Source organism: Pedobacter sp. R-06, from assembly GCF_049913135.1.
Classification (GTDB): domain Bacteria; phylum Bacteroidota; class Bacteroidia; order Sphingobacteriales; family Sphingobacteriaceae; genus Pedobacter.
This window is the reverse complement of record NZ_CP183977.1, coordinates 2,522,093-2,538,748: the sequence shown is the minus strand read 5'-3', so window position 1 is coordinate 2,538,748 and position 16,656 is coordinate 2,522,093. Positions and strand designations below refer to the sequence as shown.

17 protein-coding genes are annotated in these 16,656 nt (G+C 37.1%); 9 read left to right on the top strand and 8 right to left on the bottom strand.

Annotation, left to right across the window (positions count from 1 at the left end; translation table 11 throughout):
- Positions 1–45: 45 nt before the first annotated feature.
- A complete protein-coding gene (gene rpe / locus ACN9MR_RS10350; RefSeq protein ID WP_426329615.1) occupies positions 46–717 on the bottom strand; it encodes a ribulose-phosphate 3-epimerase in 672 nt (223 codons plus the stop codon).
- A 257-nt stretch (positions 718–974) separates the two neighbouring features.
- On the opposite strand from rpe, the gene ACN9MR_RS10345 reads away from it, so the two are divergent.
- On the top strand, positions 975–1,340 hold the full coding sequence (locus tag ACN9MR_RS10345; RefSeq protein ID WP_426329614.1) for a hypothetical protein: 366 nt from the start codon (positions 975–977) through the stop codon (positions 1,338–1,340).
- A 147-nt stretch (positions 1,341–1,487) separates the two neighbouring features.
- Here ACN9MR_RS10345 and pnp read toward each other — a convergent pair whose 3' ends face one another.
- Positions 1,488–3,623, bottom strand: coding sequence for a polyribonucleotide nucleotidyltransferase (gene pnp / locus ACN9MR_RS10340; RefSeq protein WP_426329613.1), 2,136 nt, complete (start codon positions 3,621–3,623; stop codon positions 1,488–1,490).
- Positions 3,624–3,798: 175 nt separating this feature from the next.
- Positions 3,799–4,083: a 30S ribosomal protein S15 gene (gene rpsO, locus ACN9MR_RS10335; RefSeq protein ID WP_029275143.1), complete on the bottom strand. Its 285-nt coding sequence runs from the start codon at positions 4,081–4,083 to the stop codon at positions 3,799–3,801.
- Positions 4,084–4,271: 188 nt separating this feature from the next.
- On the opposite strand from rpsO, the gene ACN9MR_RS10330 reads away from it, so the two are divergent.
- Positions 4,272–4,820 carry a hypothetical protein gene (locus ACN9MR_RS10330; protein WP_426329612.1) on the top strand — a complete coding sequence of 183 codons (549 nt, stop codon included), beginning with the start codon at positions 4,272–4,274 and terminating at the stop codon, positions 4,818–4,820.
- 166 nt (positions 4,821–4,986) lie between these two features.
- Here ACN9MR_RS10330 and ACN9MR_RS10325 read toward each other — a convergent pair whose 3' ends face one another.
- Together ACN9MR_RS10325 and ACN9MR_RS10320 are read right to left on the bottom strand one after the other, a co-directional pair.
- Positions 4,987–5,463: a hypothetical protein gene (locus ACN9MR_RS10325; protein ID WP_057934205.1), complete on the bottom strand. Its 477-nt coding sequence runs from the start codon at positions 5,461–5,463 to the stop codon at positions 4,987–4,989.
- A gap of 7 nt (positions 5,464–5,470) precedes the next feature.
- Positions 5,471–5,674 carry a hypothetical protein gene (locus ACN9MR_RS10320; protein ID WP_426329611.1) on the bottom strand — a complete coding sequence of 68 codons (204 nt, stop codon included), beginning with the start codon at positions 5,672–5,674 and terminating at the stop codon, positions 5,471–5,473.
- A gap of 113 nt (positions 5,675–5,787) precedes the next feature.
- On the opposite strand from ACN9MR_RS10320, the gene ACN9MR_RS10315 reads away from it, so the two are divergent.
- The 4 genes from ACN9MR_RS10315 to ACN9MR_RS10300 all read left to right on the top strand — a co-directional run bounded on the left by ACN9MR_RS10315 (position 5,788) and on the right by ACN9MR_RS10300 (position 11,042).
- Positions 5,788–6,207, top strand: a complete 420-nt coding sequence (locus tag ACN9MR_RS10315) for an acyl-CoA thioesterase (RefSeq protein ID WP_116249858.1) — start codon at positions 5,788–5,790, stop codon at positions 6,205–6,207.
- 326 nt (positions 6,208–6,533) lie between these two features.
- Positions 6,534–7,958: an MATE family efflux transporter gene (locus tag ACN9MR_RS10310; RefSeq protein ID WP_426329610.1), complete on the top strand. Its 1,425-nt coding sequence runs from the start codon at positions 6,534–6,536 to the stop codon at positions 7,956–7,958.
- A 298-nt stretch (positions 7,959–8,256) separates the two neighbouring features.
- Positions 8,257–10,044, top strand: a complete 1,788-nt coding sequence (gene lepA, locus ACN9MR_RS10305; RefSeq protein ID WP_426329609.1) for a translation elongation factor 4 — start codon at positions 8,257–8,259, stop codon at positions 10,042–10,044.
- Positions 10,045–10,160: 116 nt separating this feature from the next.
- Positions 10,161–11,042, top strand: a complete 882-nt coding sequence (locus tag ACN9MR_RS10300; RefSeq protein WP_426329608.1) for a bifunctional 5,10-methylenetetrahydrofolate dehydrogenase/5,10-methenyltetrahydrofolate cyclohydrolase — start codon at positions 10,161–10,163, stop codon at positions 11,040–11,042.
- A gap of 410 nt (positions 11,043–11,452) precedes the next feature.
- On the opposite strand, the gene ACN9MR_RS10295 is transcribed toward ACN9MR_RS10300, so the two are convergent.
- Positions 11,453–11,788, bottom strand: a complete 336-nt coding sequence (locus ACN9MR_RS10295; protein ID WP_426329607.1) for a Rieske (2Fe-2S) protein — start codon at positions 11,786–11,788, stop codon at positions 11,453–11,455.
- 107 nt (positions 11,789–11,895) lie between these two features.
- Between ACN9MR_RS10295 and ACN9MR_RS10290 the strand changes: the two genes are divergently transcribed.
- The 3 genes from ACN9MR_RS10290 to ACN9MR_RS10280 are packed head-to-tail and all read left to right on the top strand — an operon-like array spanning position 11,896 to position 14,891.
- Entirely contained in the window at positions 11,896–12,519 is a 624-nt protein-coding gene (locus ACN9MR_RS10290) for a 7-carboxy-7-deazaguanine synthase QueE (protein ID WP_426329606.1), read from the top strand.
- A gap of 37 nt (positions 12,520–12,556) precedes the next feature.
- Entirely contained in the window at positions 12,557–14,443 is a 1,887-nt protein-coding gene (locus ACN9MR_RS10285) for an OmpA family protein (protein ID WP_426329605.1), read from the top strand.
- 31 nt (positions 14,444–14,474) lie between these two features.
- Positions 14,475–14,891: a DUF6526 family protein gene (locus ACN9MR_RS10280; RefSeq protein ID WP_426329604.1), complete on the top strand. Its 417-nt coding sequence runs from the start codon at positions 14,475–14,477 to the stop codon at positions 14,889–14,891.
- A 203-nt stretch (positions 14,892–15,094) separates the two neighbouring features.
- On the opposite strand, the gene ACN9MR_RS10275 is transcribed toward ACN9MR_RS10280, so the two are convergent.
- Both ACN9MR_RS10275 and kdsA read right to left on the bottom strand, forming a co-directional pair.
- Positions 15,095–15,811 (bottom strand): YqjF family protein, encoded by a 717-nt coding sequence (locus ACN9MR_RS10275; RefSeq protein ID WP_426329603.1) that lies wholly within the window; start codon positions 15,809–15,811, stop codon positions 15,095–15,097.
- A 2-nt stretch (positions 15,812–15,813) separates the two neighbouring features.
- Complete coding sequence (kdsA, locus tag ACN9MR_RS10270) at positions 15,814–16,626, bottom strand: 3-deoxy-8-phosphooctulonate synthase (protein WP_426329602.1); 813 nt, start codon at positions 16,624–16,626, stop codon at positions 15,814–15,816.
- Between the last annotated feature and the right edge of the window lie 30 nt (positions 16,627–16,656).

Here is a 16,656-nt window from a genome sequence, read left to right as displayed (position 1 = left end):
TGCGCCTCACCCTAAAAACAATTTAGCAATAAAACATTTAACAATTTAAATATTTATAGCGCTAGTTGTCAAGCTTTTCATTTTAGAAATCGTTTCCGTCGGATTATCTGTTGCGAAAATTGCATTTCCGGCCACAAAAGCATTGGCACCTGCTGATACTAATGTAGCAATATTTTGTAAACCAACACCACCATCGACCTCAATAATTAAGTTTTCGTTTACCCCTTTAATTAAAGCCTTTAAATCCTTTATTTTCTTGTAAGTATTAGGAATAAAAGCTTGCCCACCGAAACCGGGATTAACCGACATAATCAGCACCAGATCAAGATCTTCAATTACATCCTGTAATAATGTTACCGGAGTATGCGGGTTCAAAGCCACACCAGCCTTACAGCCTGATGCTTTGATTAACTGAATGGTTCTATGCAGGTGTGTGCAGGCTTCGTAATGTACCGTGATTCTATCCGCTCCTGCTTTGGCAAATTCACCGATAAATTTATCCGGCTCAACAATCATTAAATGTACATCCAAAGGTTTGGTCGCATGTTTTTTTACAGCAGCCATTATGGGGAAACCAAAAGAAATATTCGGAACGAAAACACCATCCATCACATCAACATGGAACCAATCGGCCTCGCTGTGGTTAATCATTTCAATATCGCGCTGTAAATTGCCGAAATCGGCAGAAAGTATGGATGGGGCAATGATGTATTTCATATTTATTATATTTCCTCATTGCAAGGCACGAAGTAATCTAATGCAACTGCGGTGCCAAAAGAGATTGCTTTGTGCCTTGCAATGAGGATTTGTTTATACGATTTTCTAAGAATGCAAGTTACAAAATCATTTTAAACAAATTAGGTTGAAACAAAAACCATTTCAATCAAACTGAATAATACTATCTGCTCTGATTTTCAAGAATAGCTTTGTTGAAAAAAACAGTTATTTTAGTTAAAAATAAAAACAATATTCTTATGAAAACAAAACAATTAATTTTTACTGGTCTCGCGATTCTTATCATGAGCGTAGCTTTTGGTTTTACCATGAACAAACCTAAAACAGTTCTCAAAGTTGGCACTATTAAAAAAACAGTATGTCCACCCGGACCAGGCATTCTCATTACTGCAATGGCAGGTAGCGATTATGGCGATTACCACTGTGCAGAAGTTGTATCTGTCTATGTAACTAGTGCAGAACACAAAATTATAACGGGTACACCTATATACACGGATTCACATTTAACAACTCCATGGCCTAATGGAATAATAACAAATATTACAACAGGCAATTCTTATTTTGTCATCAATGGTATTGTTATGGGGGCAGCCACTCCTTGTTAAAGAAATACATTTCCTAACAAAATGCCCTTCCAGTAAAAACTGAAAGGGCATTTTTATTTGTGTGTCACTCTGATCCGATAGCTATCGGATTTATTTCAGCGTCTATCAGGCAGATGCTGAATCAAGTTCAGCATGACGTATCGATTATTACGCTTGTGGCGCTGCTGGTTTTTCTGGTCTTGGTAATAAAACTTTGCGAGAAAGTTTCATTTTACCTTGCTTATCAATGTCTAACAATTTAACCTCGATTTTATCGCCTTCTTTTAACACACCATCCATGGTTTCTAAACGTTCCCATGAAATTTCAGAGATGTGCAATAAGCCATCTTTACCTGGCATAACTTCAACAAATGCACCGAATGGCATAATTGATTTTACTTTACCTTGGTAAACTTCGCCGATTTCTGGTTTAGCTACGATATTACGGATACGCGTAACCGCTGCATCAATAGCTGCCTTGTTATCTGCAAATACTTCTACAATACCTTTACCATCAACTTCTTCGATAGAGATTGAAGCACCGGTTTCGCGTTGCATTTCTTGGATAATTTTACCTCCAGGGCCGATAATTGCACCGATAAATTCTTTATCAATAGTTAAAGAAACAATACGTGGTGCATGTGGTTTATAATCTTCATTAGGTGAGCTGATGGTTTTCTTCATCTCGTTTAAGATGTGTAAACGACCTTCTTTAGCCTGTAATAAAGCTTTAGTTAAAACTTCGTAAGATAAACCATTGATTTTTAAGTCCATTTGACAAGCAACGATACCGTGTTCAGTACCAGTTACTTTAAAGTCCATATCACCCAAGTGATCTTCATCACCTAAAATATCAGAAAGGATTGCATATTTACCAGTTTTCTCGTCGGTAATTAAACCCATCGCGATACCTGATACCGGAGATTTGATTTTAATACCCGCATCCATTAATGCTAATGTACCAGCACAAACAGTTGCCATTGATGATGAACCGTTAGATTCTAAGATATCAGAAACAACACGGATGGTATATGGATTTGCTTCACCTTGAGGTAATACTTTTTTCAATGAACGTTGTGCTAAAGCGCCGTGACCAATTTCGCGACGGCCAGCGCCTCTGTTTGGTCTAACCTCACCAGTTGAGAAACCAGGGAAATTATAGTGCAATAAGAATTTGTTGTAACCATTAAAGAAAGCACCATCAATCATTTGCTCATCATCTTTGCTACCTAAAGTAACTGAAGTTAATGATTGTGTTTCGCCACGCGTAAATACTGCCGAACCGTGAGCAGCAGGTAAGTAACCAACTTCACTCCAGATCGGACGGATTTCGGTAGTCTTACGGCCATCTAAACGGATACCTTCATCTAACAATAGGTTTCTGATGGCATCATACTGAACATCATGATAATAATGTTTAGCCATTGCTTTAGTTAAATCTGGAGTATCTTCTGGCATTGCCTCGAAGAATTCGTTGATGATCGCAGTGAAACCTTCTTTACGAACATCTTTATTGCCACCAGCTTTTGCTACAGCATAAACTTTATCATAAGTATCAGCATAAACTTTAGCTTTTAAATCAGCATCATGGTCTTCGTGGCTATATTCGCGTTTAACGGTTTTACCAGTAGCCTCAGTTAATTCAACCTGAACGGCACATTGAACTTTAATTGCATCGTGTGCAAATTTTAAAGCCTCAACCATTTCGTCTTCCTGAATTTCATCACACTCACCTTCAACCATGCCTATATCGTTAGCTGAACCCGCAACCATAAACTCTAAAGTTGCACGTTCTAAATCGCTGGCCAATGGATTGATTACCAATTTACCATCAATTTTAGCAACACGTACTTCAGAAATTGGACCGTTGAAAGGAATATCAGATACCGATAGTGCAGCTGATGCTGCTAAACCTGCCAAACAATCAGGCATTATATTTTTATCAGCAGAGATTAAAGAAATCATCACCTGTGTATCAGAGTGATAATCACTTGGGAACATTGGGCGTAAAGCTCTATCCACTAAACGAGAGATTAATACCTCGTAATCAGATAATCTTGCCTCACGACGTAAAAAGCCTCCTGGGATACGGCCTGTAGCCGCATATTTTTCCTGATAATCAACCGATAAAGGTAAAAAATCAGTACCTGGTTTAGCGCCAACAGTTGATACTACAGTTGCTAACAACATGGTATCGCCCATTTTCACCACAACCGAACCATCAGCTTGTTTAGCTAATTTACCAGTTTCAATTTCTACAATTCTGCCATCGCCCAAATCGAACGATTTTTTTATTACATTCATTTAAATAGAATTATGGTGTGTTTTCCTCTTTCTACACACCGTTGTTTATATATGTATTTGTTTTTGCAAACGAAGATAGGATTAAAAAAGCCTATCTATAATAAAACCCGTCAAAAAATAACAGGGAATTAAAAAGCCATTCCCTAAAGAATGGCTTTTTTTGATAAACTTGCGCTTATTTTTGTTTGATGATATCACGAAGCGATAAAGCTTTGATGATAGCACGATAGCGCTCAATATCTTTTTTGTATAGGTAAGCCAAAATACCGCGGCGTTTACCTACCAATTTTTGAAGTGACAACTGGGTAGAGAAATCTTTACGATTTTTCTTTAAGTGTTCTGTTAAGTGCGCAATACGGTATGTAAATAACGCTACTTGACCTTCTGCAGAACCCGTGTTGGTTTCTACTTTGCCGTGTTCTTTAAAGATTACAGCTTTTTTCTCTGGACTTAAATACATTCTTGAATAATATTAAAGCAATAAAAATTAATTAATTGTGGCGCAAAGATAAGGCTATTTTTGTTTATAAGCAAGTACTTGTTGCTATTATCTTTCTTGTGTATTTGCCGTTTTAGAAATATTTATCATCTTATAGGTTCAACAACTGATATTTTCTATTTTAGATTGAATTTACAACCTAATGAAATATGCAGAAAGCGCAAAATAAGCTCAAATTATCATTAAATACCGTGGTTGGTTTATGTGCAATTGTGACCAGTATTTGTGCTATTATTATAACATTATATCAAACAAGGTTACAAAAAGTTCAGCAGTATGCGTCTGTGAAACCACTGCTTATGAGTTATTCAAATAGTTTTTCGGATTTAAAAAAAACTGGGGAAAATAATTATCATTATGAGTTTCTGATTGTAAACCAGGGCCTTGGTCCAGCGATTGTATCTGATTACGATTTTTATTATAAATCAAAACGTTATAAAAATATAGCCGAAATTCTTAAACAAATAAAAAAGGATCACGGTTTAGAGGCTACTAAATCAGTAGTCTTGGCTAATCTTTGGAAAAACGAAATTTTGCCTGTTGGTGAAAAATTAAGTCTAATAAATATAAATGATGAACACCTTGGTCCACTTGTAGAAAAAGCTAATATTAAAATTATGGTTCAATATAAATCGCTTTATGGAGAAGAATGGCGTTTTATCAGTAATGATAAAGCCGGGCCACAGGAAATTGATTAAATTTTAATTTATCATTTTTTAAAAAGCCAATTCAGTTTTACATCGTTTGCTACCCTCTTGCCCTCGCAGCAATCTTTTTGTCAATGTCAGCCTGAGCCTGTCGAAGACCTGCATCAAAAAGGATTTCCGCTAAGTCAGGTTTAGGAACCAACACGTTGCAATTAACTTAATTTCTTTTGTTAATGCGCTCTAATTCCAAAACATCCAATTGATCTTTAGGTCTGTTTGTTGCCCGCTTATTGTCTAAGAGGTGGTTATAATGAAGAAATCTGGCTTTAATTCCATTTATTTCATCAACAGTAGCCATTTCAAAATACTCATTAAATTTCTGTTTATCCAACCCAGGGATATCGGTCATTAGATCTGCATACATGCCATCATCCATTAAGACTTCGCAATAGCCTGCTATAATTGGAACGTCTAACAACATATCGTACCGGCCGTAACCCATTTTATCTAAAGCGTAAATAAGGTTTTGCCTGTTCTCTTTTGTGTCTTTTAAGTAGATGTCTAAATCGCCTGTAGTACGGTTATAACCATATCGGTTAACGGCAAAGCCGCCAACAATTAGATAATTGACGTTAAAATGCTCAAATGTTTCTAATAACAAAAGCATTTCAGGATTTTCTTTATCAAAAGACATAAACCAATTAAATTGATGGCTTACGGATTACAAGCCCTTTGCCTTGCGGAGATTTTAGTGGCTTGCCGCCATTCATGGTAACCGAAATATTATTAAGCAGCAGAACGCTAAAAAAACGCTGTTCAGGGGTGCGACTCAAATAAATAGCATCACGTTCCTCAACGATTGTTTCGCGTGGAGTGTTGATATCATATAGTTTGAGTTTTCCCATTTCATATCAAAAATACGAAAAATTGTCAAGTAATACATTACATCATGTTCACATTTGTCAAGTAATACTTTACATTCAGTCATTATTAATACTTTTGCACAAAACATTTACCCTTGGAAAAGAATCAATACAGCATTTTCGAAAGTGAATTAAGAGTTCGTCCGGATGATATCGATATGTTTAACCATGTGCATAACAGCAAATACTTAGATTATGTACTGGCAGCACGTTATGAGCAGATGGAAAAATTTTACGGTATGCCCTGGGAGCACTTTACCAAACAAGGTTTAGGCTGGGTGGTAAGCCATGTAGATATTAATTTTAAACGCCCATTGTTGATGAATGACTTAATGCTAATTAGGACCGGTATTTTAACTATGAACGATAAAGGTTGTTCGGTTCAGTTTGAAATCATTAATCAAAAAACTGGCAAAGTGGCTTCGGATGGCATCTTTGATTACGTATTGATCGATTTAACTACCGGTCGTGGAACAAAGGTTTCAGAAGAAATGATTAAAGCATACAGTATATAAGTGTTCGACTACGCTCAGACTGGCAGCTGTTAAAATAGTCTCCGATTTTAAAAAAAATACGCCTAAATCCATCTGGATGGTCTGTGAGACAGAGACCATGGATCAACAATAAAAAATTAATCACTTCAATAAAAATTAGTCATCTAAATTTGACAATTCGAAATTTTATCTATCTTTGTTGCACCAAAAAGACCAGAGCCATGATAGTATCTGCAATCCGTTTGAGGTTCTAAATAACCGAGGATTTCCTCCCATTTCAATTTTTAGATATGTACGCTAAAAAGGCGTATCATTGGTTTATACATTACACTTTATTTTATTATTATATGTCACAGTCAACAAAGACGCAGGGCAAACTTTCGTCTTTTTTCGATATTCTTGTTCAATCTTTAAAAGGGCACGAAGTTGATTTAACTTCAATTAGTATTAAACGCGCAATTATTTTATTGGCTATTCCAATGATGCTCGAAATGGCTATGGAATCGGTTTTTGCCTTAGTCGATCTATATTTTGTAGGCCATTTAGAAAATAGTAGTCATGCTATACAAACCGTTGGTTTAACGGAATCCGTTTTAACCATTATTTACTCATTGGCTATCGGGTTGAGTATGGCTGCAACCGCGGTGGTTGCCAGGAGAATTGGAGAGAAAAATCCTGAAGCGGCATCGAAAGCTGGCATGCAGACGATTGTAATTGCGGTTTTCGTTAACATTATAATCAGTATGCTAGGTTTAATTTACGCAAGAGATATTCTATTGCTCATGGGTGCTTCAATTGAAACAGCTGATCAAGGTGTTCCATTTGTTCGGATTATGATGGGTGGAAGTATTATTATTGTACTCTTGTTCTTAATCAATGGGATTTTTCGTGGTGCAGGTAATGCAGCAATCGCAATGCGGAGTTTGTGGATTGCCAATATTGCGAACATCATCCTATGCCCTATCTTTATCAATGGTTTTGGGCCAGTACCAGCATTTGGTTTAACAGGCGCTGCAATTGCCACAACAATTGGTCGTGGTTTGGGGGTTACTTATCAGGTTTACAATCTGTTTAGTGGTAAAAACATATTAAAAATACGCATTAGTCACTTCTTGCCTGATTTTATCCAGATAAAAGCTATCGTTAAGATTGCCGCTCCAGCTATTTTTCAGTTCGTAATTGCGAGCTGTAGCTGGGTGTTTTTGGCAGAGCTTGTTGCCACTACCGGTGGTGATACAGGATCGGCAGGTTATCAAACAGCACTGCGACTTATGATGTTTTTTATGTTACCAGCCTGGGGCTTAAGTAATGCAGCCGCTACTTTGGTTGGTCAGAATTTGGGCGCAGGTCATATAGATCGCGCTGAAAAATCGGTTTTCCAAACCTTGAAATACATCATTATTTTCATGGCGATAGTAAGTGTACTGTTCTTAACCTGTGGGCATTTGTTCGCGGCATTTTTTACATCAAATGAAAATGTAATTGTCGTTGCAAGCAAAGCTTTAAAAATTTTAAGCATTGGTTTTGTGATTTATGGAGCTGCGATGGTTTTTAGCAGTGCATTTAACGGTGCTGGCGATACCTGGACGCCTACCAAAATTAATGTTTTTGCCTTTTGGCTGTTTCAGATTCCATTAGCTTACTTTTTGGCCAAATTTTTAGAAATGGGCCCAACAGGTGTTTTTATTGCCATCCCAACAGCTGAAGCGGGTATTGCGATAGCTGCCTATATCTTGTTTAAAAAAGGTAAATGGAAAAAAACGATGGTTTAGATTAAACCTATACAGAATTTAACCACAGATGCACACAGATAAACATAGGTAAGATAGCTGTGTGCATCTCTTTTATCTTTGATTCAATTTTTATAATCCGTACTAATAAATTTTCAAAAGCACTACTATCTCCGATAAAATAAACCTGATTGGAACGTACGCGGAGTGCAACGGAGTAAAGGGGAAAGCAGGTCTGCAGTAACAGAAAAGCCACTGTATTTGCTTTTCAAATCAAAGTGCTTGGAGTAGATATTTTCTAGATTAAAAATTACCTTAAAAAGCATATCTTTGCGCAAAGATGAAGCATATACGTAATTTTTGCATTATTGCACATATTGACCACGGTAAAAGTACTTTGGCTGATAGGTTATTAGAATATACCGAGACAATTTCAAAGCGTGAGGCGCAGGCACAATTGCTCGATAACATGGATTTAGAGCGTGAGAGAGGCATAACAATTAAAAGTCATGCCATACAAATGAACTATAAAGTAGGTGATATTGAATATAACTTCAACCTGATTGATACACCTGGACACGTAGATTTTTCGTACGAAGTTTCGCGTTCTATCGCTGCCTGTGAGGGTGCATTGCTGATTGTCGATGCTTCACAAGGTATTCAGGCTCAGACTATTTCTAATCTATATTTGGCTTTAGAGCACGACCTTGAAATTATTCCGATTTTAAATAAAATGGATTTACCTGGGGCAATGCCAGAAGAGGTTAAAGACCAGATTATTGATTTAATTGGATGTAAACGAGAAGATATTATTCCTGCCTCGGGTAAAACCGGCATGGGTATCCCTGATATTATCCAGGCAATTGTAGACCGCGTTCCAGCTCCGGTTGGTGATCCCGAAGCACCTTTGCAGGCTTTGATTTTCGACTCTGTTTTCAACTCATTCAGAGGAATCATTGCTTATTATAAAGTAGTAAACGGAGAAATTAAAAAAGGCGATAAAGTTAAATTCATCAATACCGGCAAAGAATACCTGGCTGATGAGGTTGGTATTCTAAAACTGGATATGTCGCCACGGAGTGTGGTAAAAACCGGCGATGTAGGTTATATTATTTCTGGAATTAAAGAAGCCAGAGAGGTGAAAGTTGGTGATACGATTACGACTGTGACGAGGCCTTCATTAGATGCTATTCAAGGTTTCGAAGAGGTTAAACCAATGGTTTTTGCAGGTATTTACCCTGTTGATACGGATGAATTTGAAGAACTTCGTGAAGCAATGCACAAGTTGCAACTGAACGATGCTTCTATCGTTTTCGAGCCTGAAAGTTCTGCGGCATTAGGATTTGGTTTCCGTTGTGGTTTCTTAGGAATGCTGCATATGGAAATTATCCAGGAGCGTTTAGAACGCGAGTTCGACATGACTGTAATTACAACGGTTCCCAACGTATCGTACATTGCACATACTACAAAAGGTGATGAGTTTATCGTAAATAATCCATCTGATTTGCCAGATCCAAGTAAATTGGATTCGGTTGAAGAACCTTACATTAAAGCAAATATTATTACCAAGGCTGACTTTGTTGGTCCAATAATGTCGCTTTGTATCCAAAAACGGGGAGCGATTATTAATCAGTCATATCTAACATCAGACAGGGTTGAATTGGTTTTCGAAATGCCAATGGCTGAAATTGTATTCGACTTCTATGACAGGTTAAAAACACTTTCTAAAGGATACGCTTCGTTTGATTATCATCAAATTGGTTATCGTAAATCTGATTTGGTGCGATTAGATTTATTGTTAAACGATGAGCCTGTTGATGCGTTATCATCTCTGATCCACCGTAGCAATGCTTACGATTTTGGAAAGAAAATTTGTGAAAAATTAAGAGAATTAATCCCTCGTCAACAATTCGAGATTAAAATACAGGCTTCTATCGGTGCCAAAGTTATTGCCCGCGAAACATTGAGTGCCTTACGTAAAGATGTAACAGCTAAATGTTATGGTGGTGATATTTCCCGTAAGCGTAAGTTATTGGAGAAACAGAAAAAAGGTAAAAAACGTATGCGCCAGGTTGGAAACGTAGAGATTCCACAAAGTGCATTTATGGCGGTTTTGAAATTAGATTAATACATAGTATCTTGATACCAGTATTAGGTATCAAGATAAAAATATAGTTTAGCACAGTGATGATTGAGTTGACCATTGGTCTTGATACTTGATTCTCACTACTCGATACTTTTAGAATGAAATTATTAGACGGTAAATACGTATCAGAAAAAGTTAAAGTTCAAATTGCAGAGGAAGCTGCCGAATTTTTAAATAAGAGTGGTCGCAAGCCACACCTAGTTGCCATTTTAGTTGGTAATGATGGTGGAAGCGAAACCTATGTGGCCAGTAAGATGAAAAACTGCGAAAAGGTTGGTTTCAAATCTTCACTTCACAGATATGACAACTCAGTAACTGAAGCTGAGTTATTGGCGAAGATTGAAGAGATTAATCAGGATGATGATGTAGACGGATTAATTGTTCAATTGCCTTTGCCAAAACACATCGATCCGGAGAAAGTTACCGAAAAGATCGATCATCGTAAAGATGTGGATGGTTTTCACCCGGTAAATTTGGGTCGGATGATGCGCAACCTGCCTTGCTTTATCCCAGCTACACCTTATGGTATTTTATTAATGCTGCAGGAATACAATATCGATACAACCGGAATGCATTGTGTTGTTGTTGGTCGCAGTAATATTGTAGGTAGTCCGATGAGCATTTTAATGGCCCGCAACGCCAATCCAGGCAACTGTACAGTAACGCTTACCCATTCTCGTACAAAGGATTTAAAAGAACAGGTTCTCCAGGCAGATATCGTGATTGCTGCAATTGGTAAAAAGAATTTTGTTACTGCCGATATGGTTAAACCTGGTGCCATTATTATTGATGTAGGTATTAACCGCGAAACCTCTACCGAAACCAAATCTGGCTTTAAGTTATATGGTGATGTAGATTTCGAAAATGTGGCACCGAAAGCTTCATACATTACGCCTGTACCAGGTGGTGTTGGTTTAATGACCATTGTCGGTTTATTGAAAAATACATTGGCATCGGCTAGAAAAGAGATATACGCTTAAAGGTGGAGGGTTGAAGGTAAAACCCAAAGCCAAATTAAATAAAACATAACAGGCGATTCAATATTATTGAATCGCTTTTTTTTTGAGATTGATCATATTTCCCATAAGTTTTATACAAGGAAGTAACGAAGACATAAATTAGTTTAGAAAAGGATAATTAATCGCCTATAAAAATTAACTTATTTAAACAGTTTAGCGTATTATTTGACCATTAAGAAGTTAAGAAAATTAAGATTTTAGCCATTGTAACGGATAATACGGTTATTAACTATAAACGAAATTTAGACGCTTTTAAGCTCGGTGTTTAGTTTGATTAACCGATTGAAACAGTTAATTAACCATAAGGCTATGGCCATCAAACTAATGAAATAATCACTAATAAACTAATGACTAGTGAACAAATGGAACCACTACCCCCAAAGTTTACTCCACCAGCTTTCTTCAAAACCGATATAGAGGCCATCTTCTCGTAATTCGGTTGGGTAGATGTTGATATAATCACCTTGCCCCTCTGCTCCCCTTCCCGTGGTTAAGCTGTATTCGTACCGATGGATTGGACAAACCAGGTGTCCGTTTTTACACCAGCCGCCACTAAAATGCCCCCCTGCATGCGGGCAGTGCGATTGGGTTGCAATAATTTTATCATCATTATTGATCAGACAGATCTGTTTTCCACCAACTTCTACGGTCTTGATGGTATCTGGACGGGGAATCTGATTATTATTTAGTGCCTTAAACCACTTCATTCTGCTAAAATACAGCAAATAAATATCACTCTTATTTCATCTTTCTATTAAATTTCAAAAGAGGAACAGCATCACCATATTTTTTTAGGATATTTGCATCCTCAAAAATGAAACAAGAAATACCAGAAGACGGCACATTACTTCCTTTAATGGAAGAATTTTATACCATACAGGGCGAAGGATTTAATACTGGTAAAGCAGCTTATTTTATCCGTTTAGGAGGCTGTGATGTAGGCTGCCATTGGTGCGATGTGAAAGAAAGCTGGGATGCCGAAATGCATCCACTTACGGCTTCGGATGTAATTGTTGAAAACGCAGATAAATTTCCAGGTAAGGCGGTTGTAATTACCGGAGGTGAACCCTTGATTTATAACCTTGATTATTTAACCAATAAATTAAAAGAAAGAGGCATTCTTACTTTTATTGAAACATCTGGTGCCTATCCACTTTCTGGAAACTGGGACTGGATCTGTTTATCACCAAAAAAATTTAAAGCACCAAGACCAGATATTACACCTTTTGCGCACGAATTAAAGGTGATCGTTTTTAATAAAAGTGATTTTAAATGGGCTGAAGAATACGCAGCTATGGTTTCTCCTACCTGTAAATTATATCTACAACCAGAATGGTCTAAATCAAAAGAAATTACACCGTTAATTATTGATTATGTAATGGCAAACCCAAAATGGGAAATTTCTTTGCAAACGCACAAATTTTTAAATATTCCTTAAAAACAATACATTAGCTTTGTCACCAAATGTTAATGTAATGAAATTTCGCTTAGCCCTCTTCTTTAGCATTCTGAGTATTTATTGTTTTGGGCAAAATTCCCTGAATAAAAAAGCACAGATTTTTTTTGAAAAATCAGGTCCATTTATTGATAAAATGGATTATACTGCTGCCGAACAGGTATTAAAAAGTGCAGTTGAAACTGATCCGTTATTTCAGAATGCCTATATTGTACTTGCTGGCGTTTATAAAGCACAAAAAAAGTATGCTGAAGCCAAAGCTACTTACGAAAAAGCCATACTGATCAATAAAACTGTAGCTCCGGCTGTAATTTGTGGCTTGGCTGAAACCGAATTCGCAACTCAGGATTATTTAAAATCGAAACAGCATTTTAGTGAATTTTTGACATTAGATTCTTCATCTGATAGAGCAAGGAGGGCAAAGAAATATCTTTTAGATTGTGATTTCGCTGCCGTAGCAATCAACAAACCCGTAAAATATAGTCCAACAAATTTGGGTGAAGGGGTAAATACAACAGATGCTGAATACTTTCCGGCGATAACAGCTGATGGCGAAACCCTGGTTTTTACCCGTCAGGTAAATGGTAATGAAGATTTTTGGACATCACAGCTTAAAAATAATAAATGGGATGCCGCTACTCCCTTATCCAGCAAAATAAATACTATCCGATACAATGAAGGGGCGCAAACCATTTCACCTGATGGGAAATACCTTTTTTTTACGGGCTGCAACCGACCAGATGGCCTAGGTAGGTGTGATATTTATGTTTCACACCGTGAAGGTAAAGATTGGGGCGAACCTTATAATGTTGGGAAACCCGTTAATTCTGAATATTGGGAATCACAACCGGCAATCAGTCCTGATGGAAGAACTTTGTATTTTATAAGCAACAGACCGGGCGGATCGGGAGGTTATGATATCTGGAAAAGCAGCATTACCGATGATGCCAAATGGGGACCAGCCATTAATCTTGGACCAGATATCAATACTGCTTTCGATGAGAATACCCCTTTTTTGCATGCAGATGGCAAAACGCTGTATTTTTCTTCTGATGGCTGGCCAGGTTTCGGTAATAAAGATATTTATTATAGCAGACAGGAAAATGATGGCAAATGGCAAAAACCAATTAATATGGGTTATCCGATCAATTCCTTCGAAGATGAAAGTGGTTTAGTGGTAAGTGCCGATGGTAATTTCGGTTTGTTTTCTTCGAATTTGAAAGGCGGCTTTGGTTTACAGGATATTTATAGTTTTGGAATGCCTGAATTAGCTAAACCCCTGAAAATTTCTTATGTAAAAGGAATTGTAAGGGATCGGGATACTAAAAAAACGATCGAAAGTAATGTTCAGGTGGTAGATTTGAAAAGCAATAAAACTGTTTTCGACGATTATACTGATCCAGAAACGGGTCAGTTTTTAGCTGTAATGCCTGTTGGGAGCAATTATTTGTTCAATGTAAATGCTGAAGGCTACATGTTTTACTCCGAAAACTTTGAGCTCAAAGCCGGAGATATCAATAAACCTTATCAGATTGAAGTTTACATCGAAAAAATAAAGCAAGGTGGAAATGTAACCTTAAGAAACATTTTCTTCGATACCAATAAGTTTAATCTTTTACCAGCCTCTATCCGTGAACTGGATCTGCTTATCGATTTTTTGCATCAAAATGAAAACGTACAAATTGAGATTCAGGGCCATACCGATAATGTTGGCGATGACAAGCTGAATGAGAAATTATCATTTAACCGGGCAAATGCTGTTTATGAATACCTGATTAAAAATAGTATTGATGCTAAAAGACTTACTTTTAAAGGATTTGGAGCGAGTAAACCGATTGCTGATAATAAAACTGAATCAGGTAGGAAAAACAATCGTAGAACTTCATTTGTAATCACTAAAATATAAGCATGTAAAGTATTACTTAAAAAAAATCAAGATGTCTCAGCATTACAGAAACCATAAAAGATTTTATCCACCTTTTCATTTTTTTACAATACCCTTAGCGATATTAGGATTAGGTTTCGCCATTTATTCTTGCATAGCCATACCTACTATAATTACAGGCCTGCTTGTGCTTGCGTTTTTCCTGATATCAATTATAGCTGTAATGGCACGGATGTTTTCACTTAAAGCACAAGATAGAGCCGCAAGGGCTGAAGAAAAATTACGTTATTATATCCTTGCGGGTAAAGCATTCCCAGATGGATTGAAGATGGGGCAGATTTTGGCTTTACGTTTTGCTAGTGATGAAGAATATTTGGCTTTGGTTGATAAAGCTGTGGCTGATAAGTTATCTCCTGATGAGATTAAGAAAGCCGTTAAAAACTGGCGCGGAGACTATCATAGGATATAATGTTAACTCCTTAATTCCGAATGTGTTGACGAAGGCACTGGACTGGAAATGATCAATAAAAGATCGTCATTTCGACTGAAGTGCAATCCCGAACTTTCGGGAGAGAGATCTTTCAGCAAAATTATTAATTGAATTAAAAAGATCTCTCCTCCGAAGGAGTTCCTTTAGAACACTACGGTCGAGATGACGATTTAGCTTGGCAATTAAAACTTCTTTCCTTTTAGTACCCTTATTTCAGAGCCTTCGGCCAAGAATACAGAATCAGGCTTAGCTTCGTTTAAAAAAGAAAAATCATTTCCGTAGTTAATTCCGAAATTCACATCAATATTATAATTTTTTACCGGATAAGTTTGCCAGCGCGGATGCTCCACACCATATTCAGAGGTTTTATTCGCTCCGATTTTGGTGTAGCCCCAATAATGTTCTGTAATAAATTCTTCTTCGCTACCAATCCGTATTTCTTCTGCCTTTGAAGAAGAAATAAGTGAAAAATTATGCCAGGTTCGGTTCTTCCAGCGATAATCTACCTCAAGCTGATGTTCTTGTTCAATCCAAACATGTTTCATTGGAAATGTTTGGTAATTCTCCTTATAAATGGTGTTGGCTACAAAAGTGATGGCAGGCTTTGGTACAAATTCTTTAATAAACACCACTCCTCTTTTCCACATATCTCCATCTTTAAATTTAACATAAAACCTTAAGTTAACTTCTTCAAAATTGGTATGGAAGGGAATATTAATGCCCCGGAGCTTGACATCAACAAACATAAAGCCCACTAAACTCACATAGTAGTTACCTCGCCAATCATCCAGTTCGGTGTGTGGAGGGAGGTATTTCGAAAGTATTTCTTTATCTACAGCATACTGTGCCAAAGCCAGTTTACGCCATTCGGCAGTGAGAAATACTTTCGGATTGTTCAAGATTATAATATAGCTTGTCTGATTCGGATCAGTTTGGTTAATGTTTCTTCCAACAGGTCTAAATGTAACATATTGGCACCATCCGATTTTGCATTTGCAGGATCAGGGTGCGTTTCAATAAATAAACCATCTGCTCCTACTGCAATTGCTGCTTTGGCAATAGTTGAAATCAATTCTGGCTTACCACCAGTAACACCACTACTTTGATTAGGTTGTTGTAAAGAATGCGTACAATCCATCACTACAGGAACGCCAAAACTCTGCATTTCGGGTAAACCACGGTAATCAACAATCAGATCCTGATAACCAAAAGTATTACCTCTGTCTGTTAAAATTACTTTGTTATTTCCGACTTCTTTTACCTTCTCAACTGCAAATTTCATAGAACCTGCAGAAAGGAACTGACCTTTTTTAACATTTACTACTTTTCCGGTTTCGGCAGCAGCAATTAACAAATCAGTTTGACGACATAAAAATGCAGGAATCTGCAATACATCTACATAAGCAGCTGCCATCTCGGCCTCGCCACTTTCATGGATATCGGTAACTGTTGGCACACCAAATTCTCTACCAATACGTTCTAAAATGCGCAAAGCTTTTTCATCGCCGATGCCTGTAAAAGAACTTCCTTTGCTTCTATTTGCTTTTCGGTACGAACCCTTAAAAATATATGGAATCTGAAGTTTATCAGTAATTGTAATAATCTTTTCGGCAATTCTCATGGCAATATCCTCGCCTTCAATAGCGCATGGACCAGCCATTAAAAAGAAATTTCCTGAATCGGTATTTTTTAATTTATCTAAATAGTTAAGCATAGTTGAGATGTGAGATGTGAGACATGAGAT

Excerpts from the sequence above, each read along its gene's own strand:
- rpe (WP_426329615.1), bottom strand. The coding sequence starts at position 717 with ATGAAATACATCATTGCCCCATCCATACTTTCTGCCGATTTCGGCAAT.
- ACN9MR_RS10345 (WP_426329614.1), top strand. The coding sequence starts at position 975 with ATGAAAACAAAACAATTAATTTTTACTGGTCTCGCGATTCTTATCATG.
- pnp (WP_426329613.1), bottom strand. The coding sequence starts at position 3,623 with ATGAATGTAATAAAAAAATCGTTCGATTTGGGCGATGGCAGAATTGTA.
- rpsO (WP_029275143.1), bottom strand. The coding sequence starts at position 4,083 with ATGTATTTAAGTCCAGAGAAAAAAGCTGTAATCTTTAAAGAACACGGC.
- ACN9MR_RS10330 (WP_426329612.1), top strand. The coding sequence starts at position 4,272 with ATGCAGAAAGCGCAAAATAAGCTCAAATTATCATTAAATACCGTGGTT.
- ACN9MR_RS10325 (WP_057934205.1), bottom strand. The coding sequence starts at position 5,463 with ATGTCTTTTGATAAAGAAAATCCTGAAATGCTTTTGTTATTAGAAACA.
- ACN9MR_RS10320 (WP_426329611.1), bottom strand. The coding sequence starts at position 5,674 with ATGGGAAAACTCAAACTATATGATATCAACACTCCACGCGAAACAATC.
- ACN9MR_RS10310 (WP_426329610.1), top strand. The coding sequence starts at position 6,534 with ATGTCACAGTCAACAAAGACGCAGGGCAAACTTTCGTCTTTTTTCGAT.
- lepA (WP_426329609.1), top strand. The coding sequence starts at position 8,257 with ATGAAGCATATACGTAATTTTTGCATTATTGCACATATTGACCACGGT.
- ACN9MR_RS10300 (WP_426329608.1), top strand. The coding sequence starts at position 10,161 with ATGAAATTATTAGACGGTAAATACGTATCAGAAAAAGTTAAAGTTCAA.
- ACN9MR_RS10295 (WP_426329607.1), bottom strand. The coding sequence starts at position 11,788 with ATGAAGTGGTTTAAGGCACTAAATAATAATCAGATTCCCCGTCCAGAT.
- ACN9MR_RS10290 (WP_426329606.1), top strand. The coding sequence starts at position 11,896 with ATGAAACAAGAAATACCAGAAGACGGCACATTACTTCCTTTAATGGAA.
- ACN9MR_RS10285 (WP_426329605.1), top strand. The coding sequence starts at position 12,557 with ATGAAATTTCGCTTAGCCCTCTTCTTTAGCATTCTGAGTATTTATTGT.
- ACN9MR_RS10280 (WP_426329604.1), top strand. The coding sequence starts at position 14,475 with ATGTCTCAGCATTACAGAAACCATAAAAGATTTTATCCACCTTTTCAT.
- kdsA (WP_426329602.1), bottom strand. The coding sequence starts at position 16,626 with ATGCTTAACTATTTAGATAAATTAAAAAATACCGATTCAGGAAATTTC.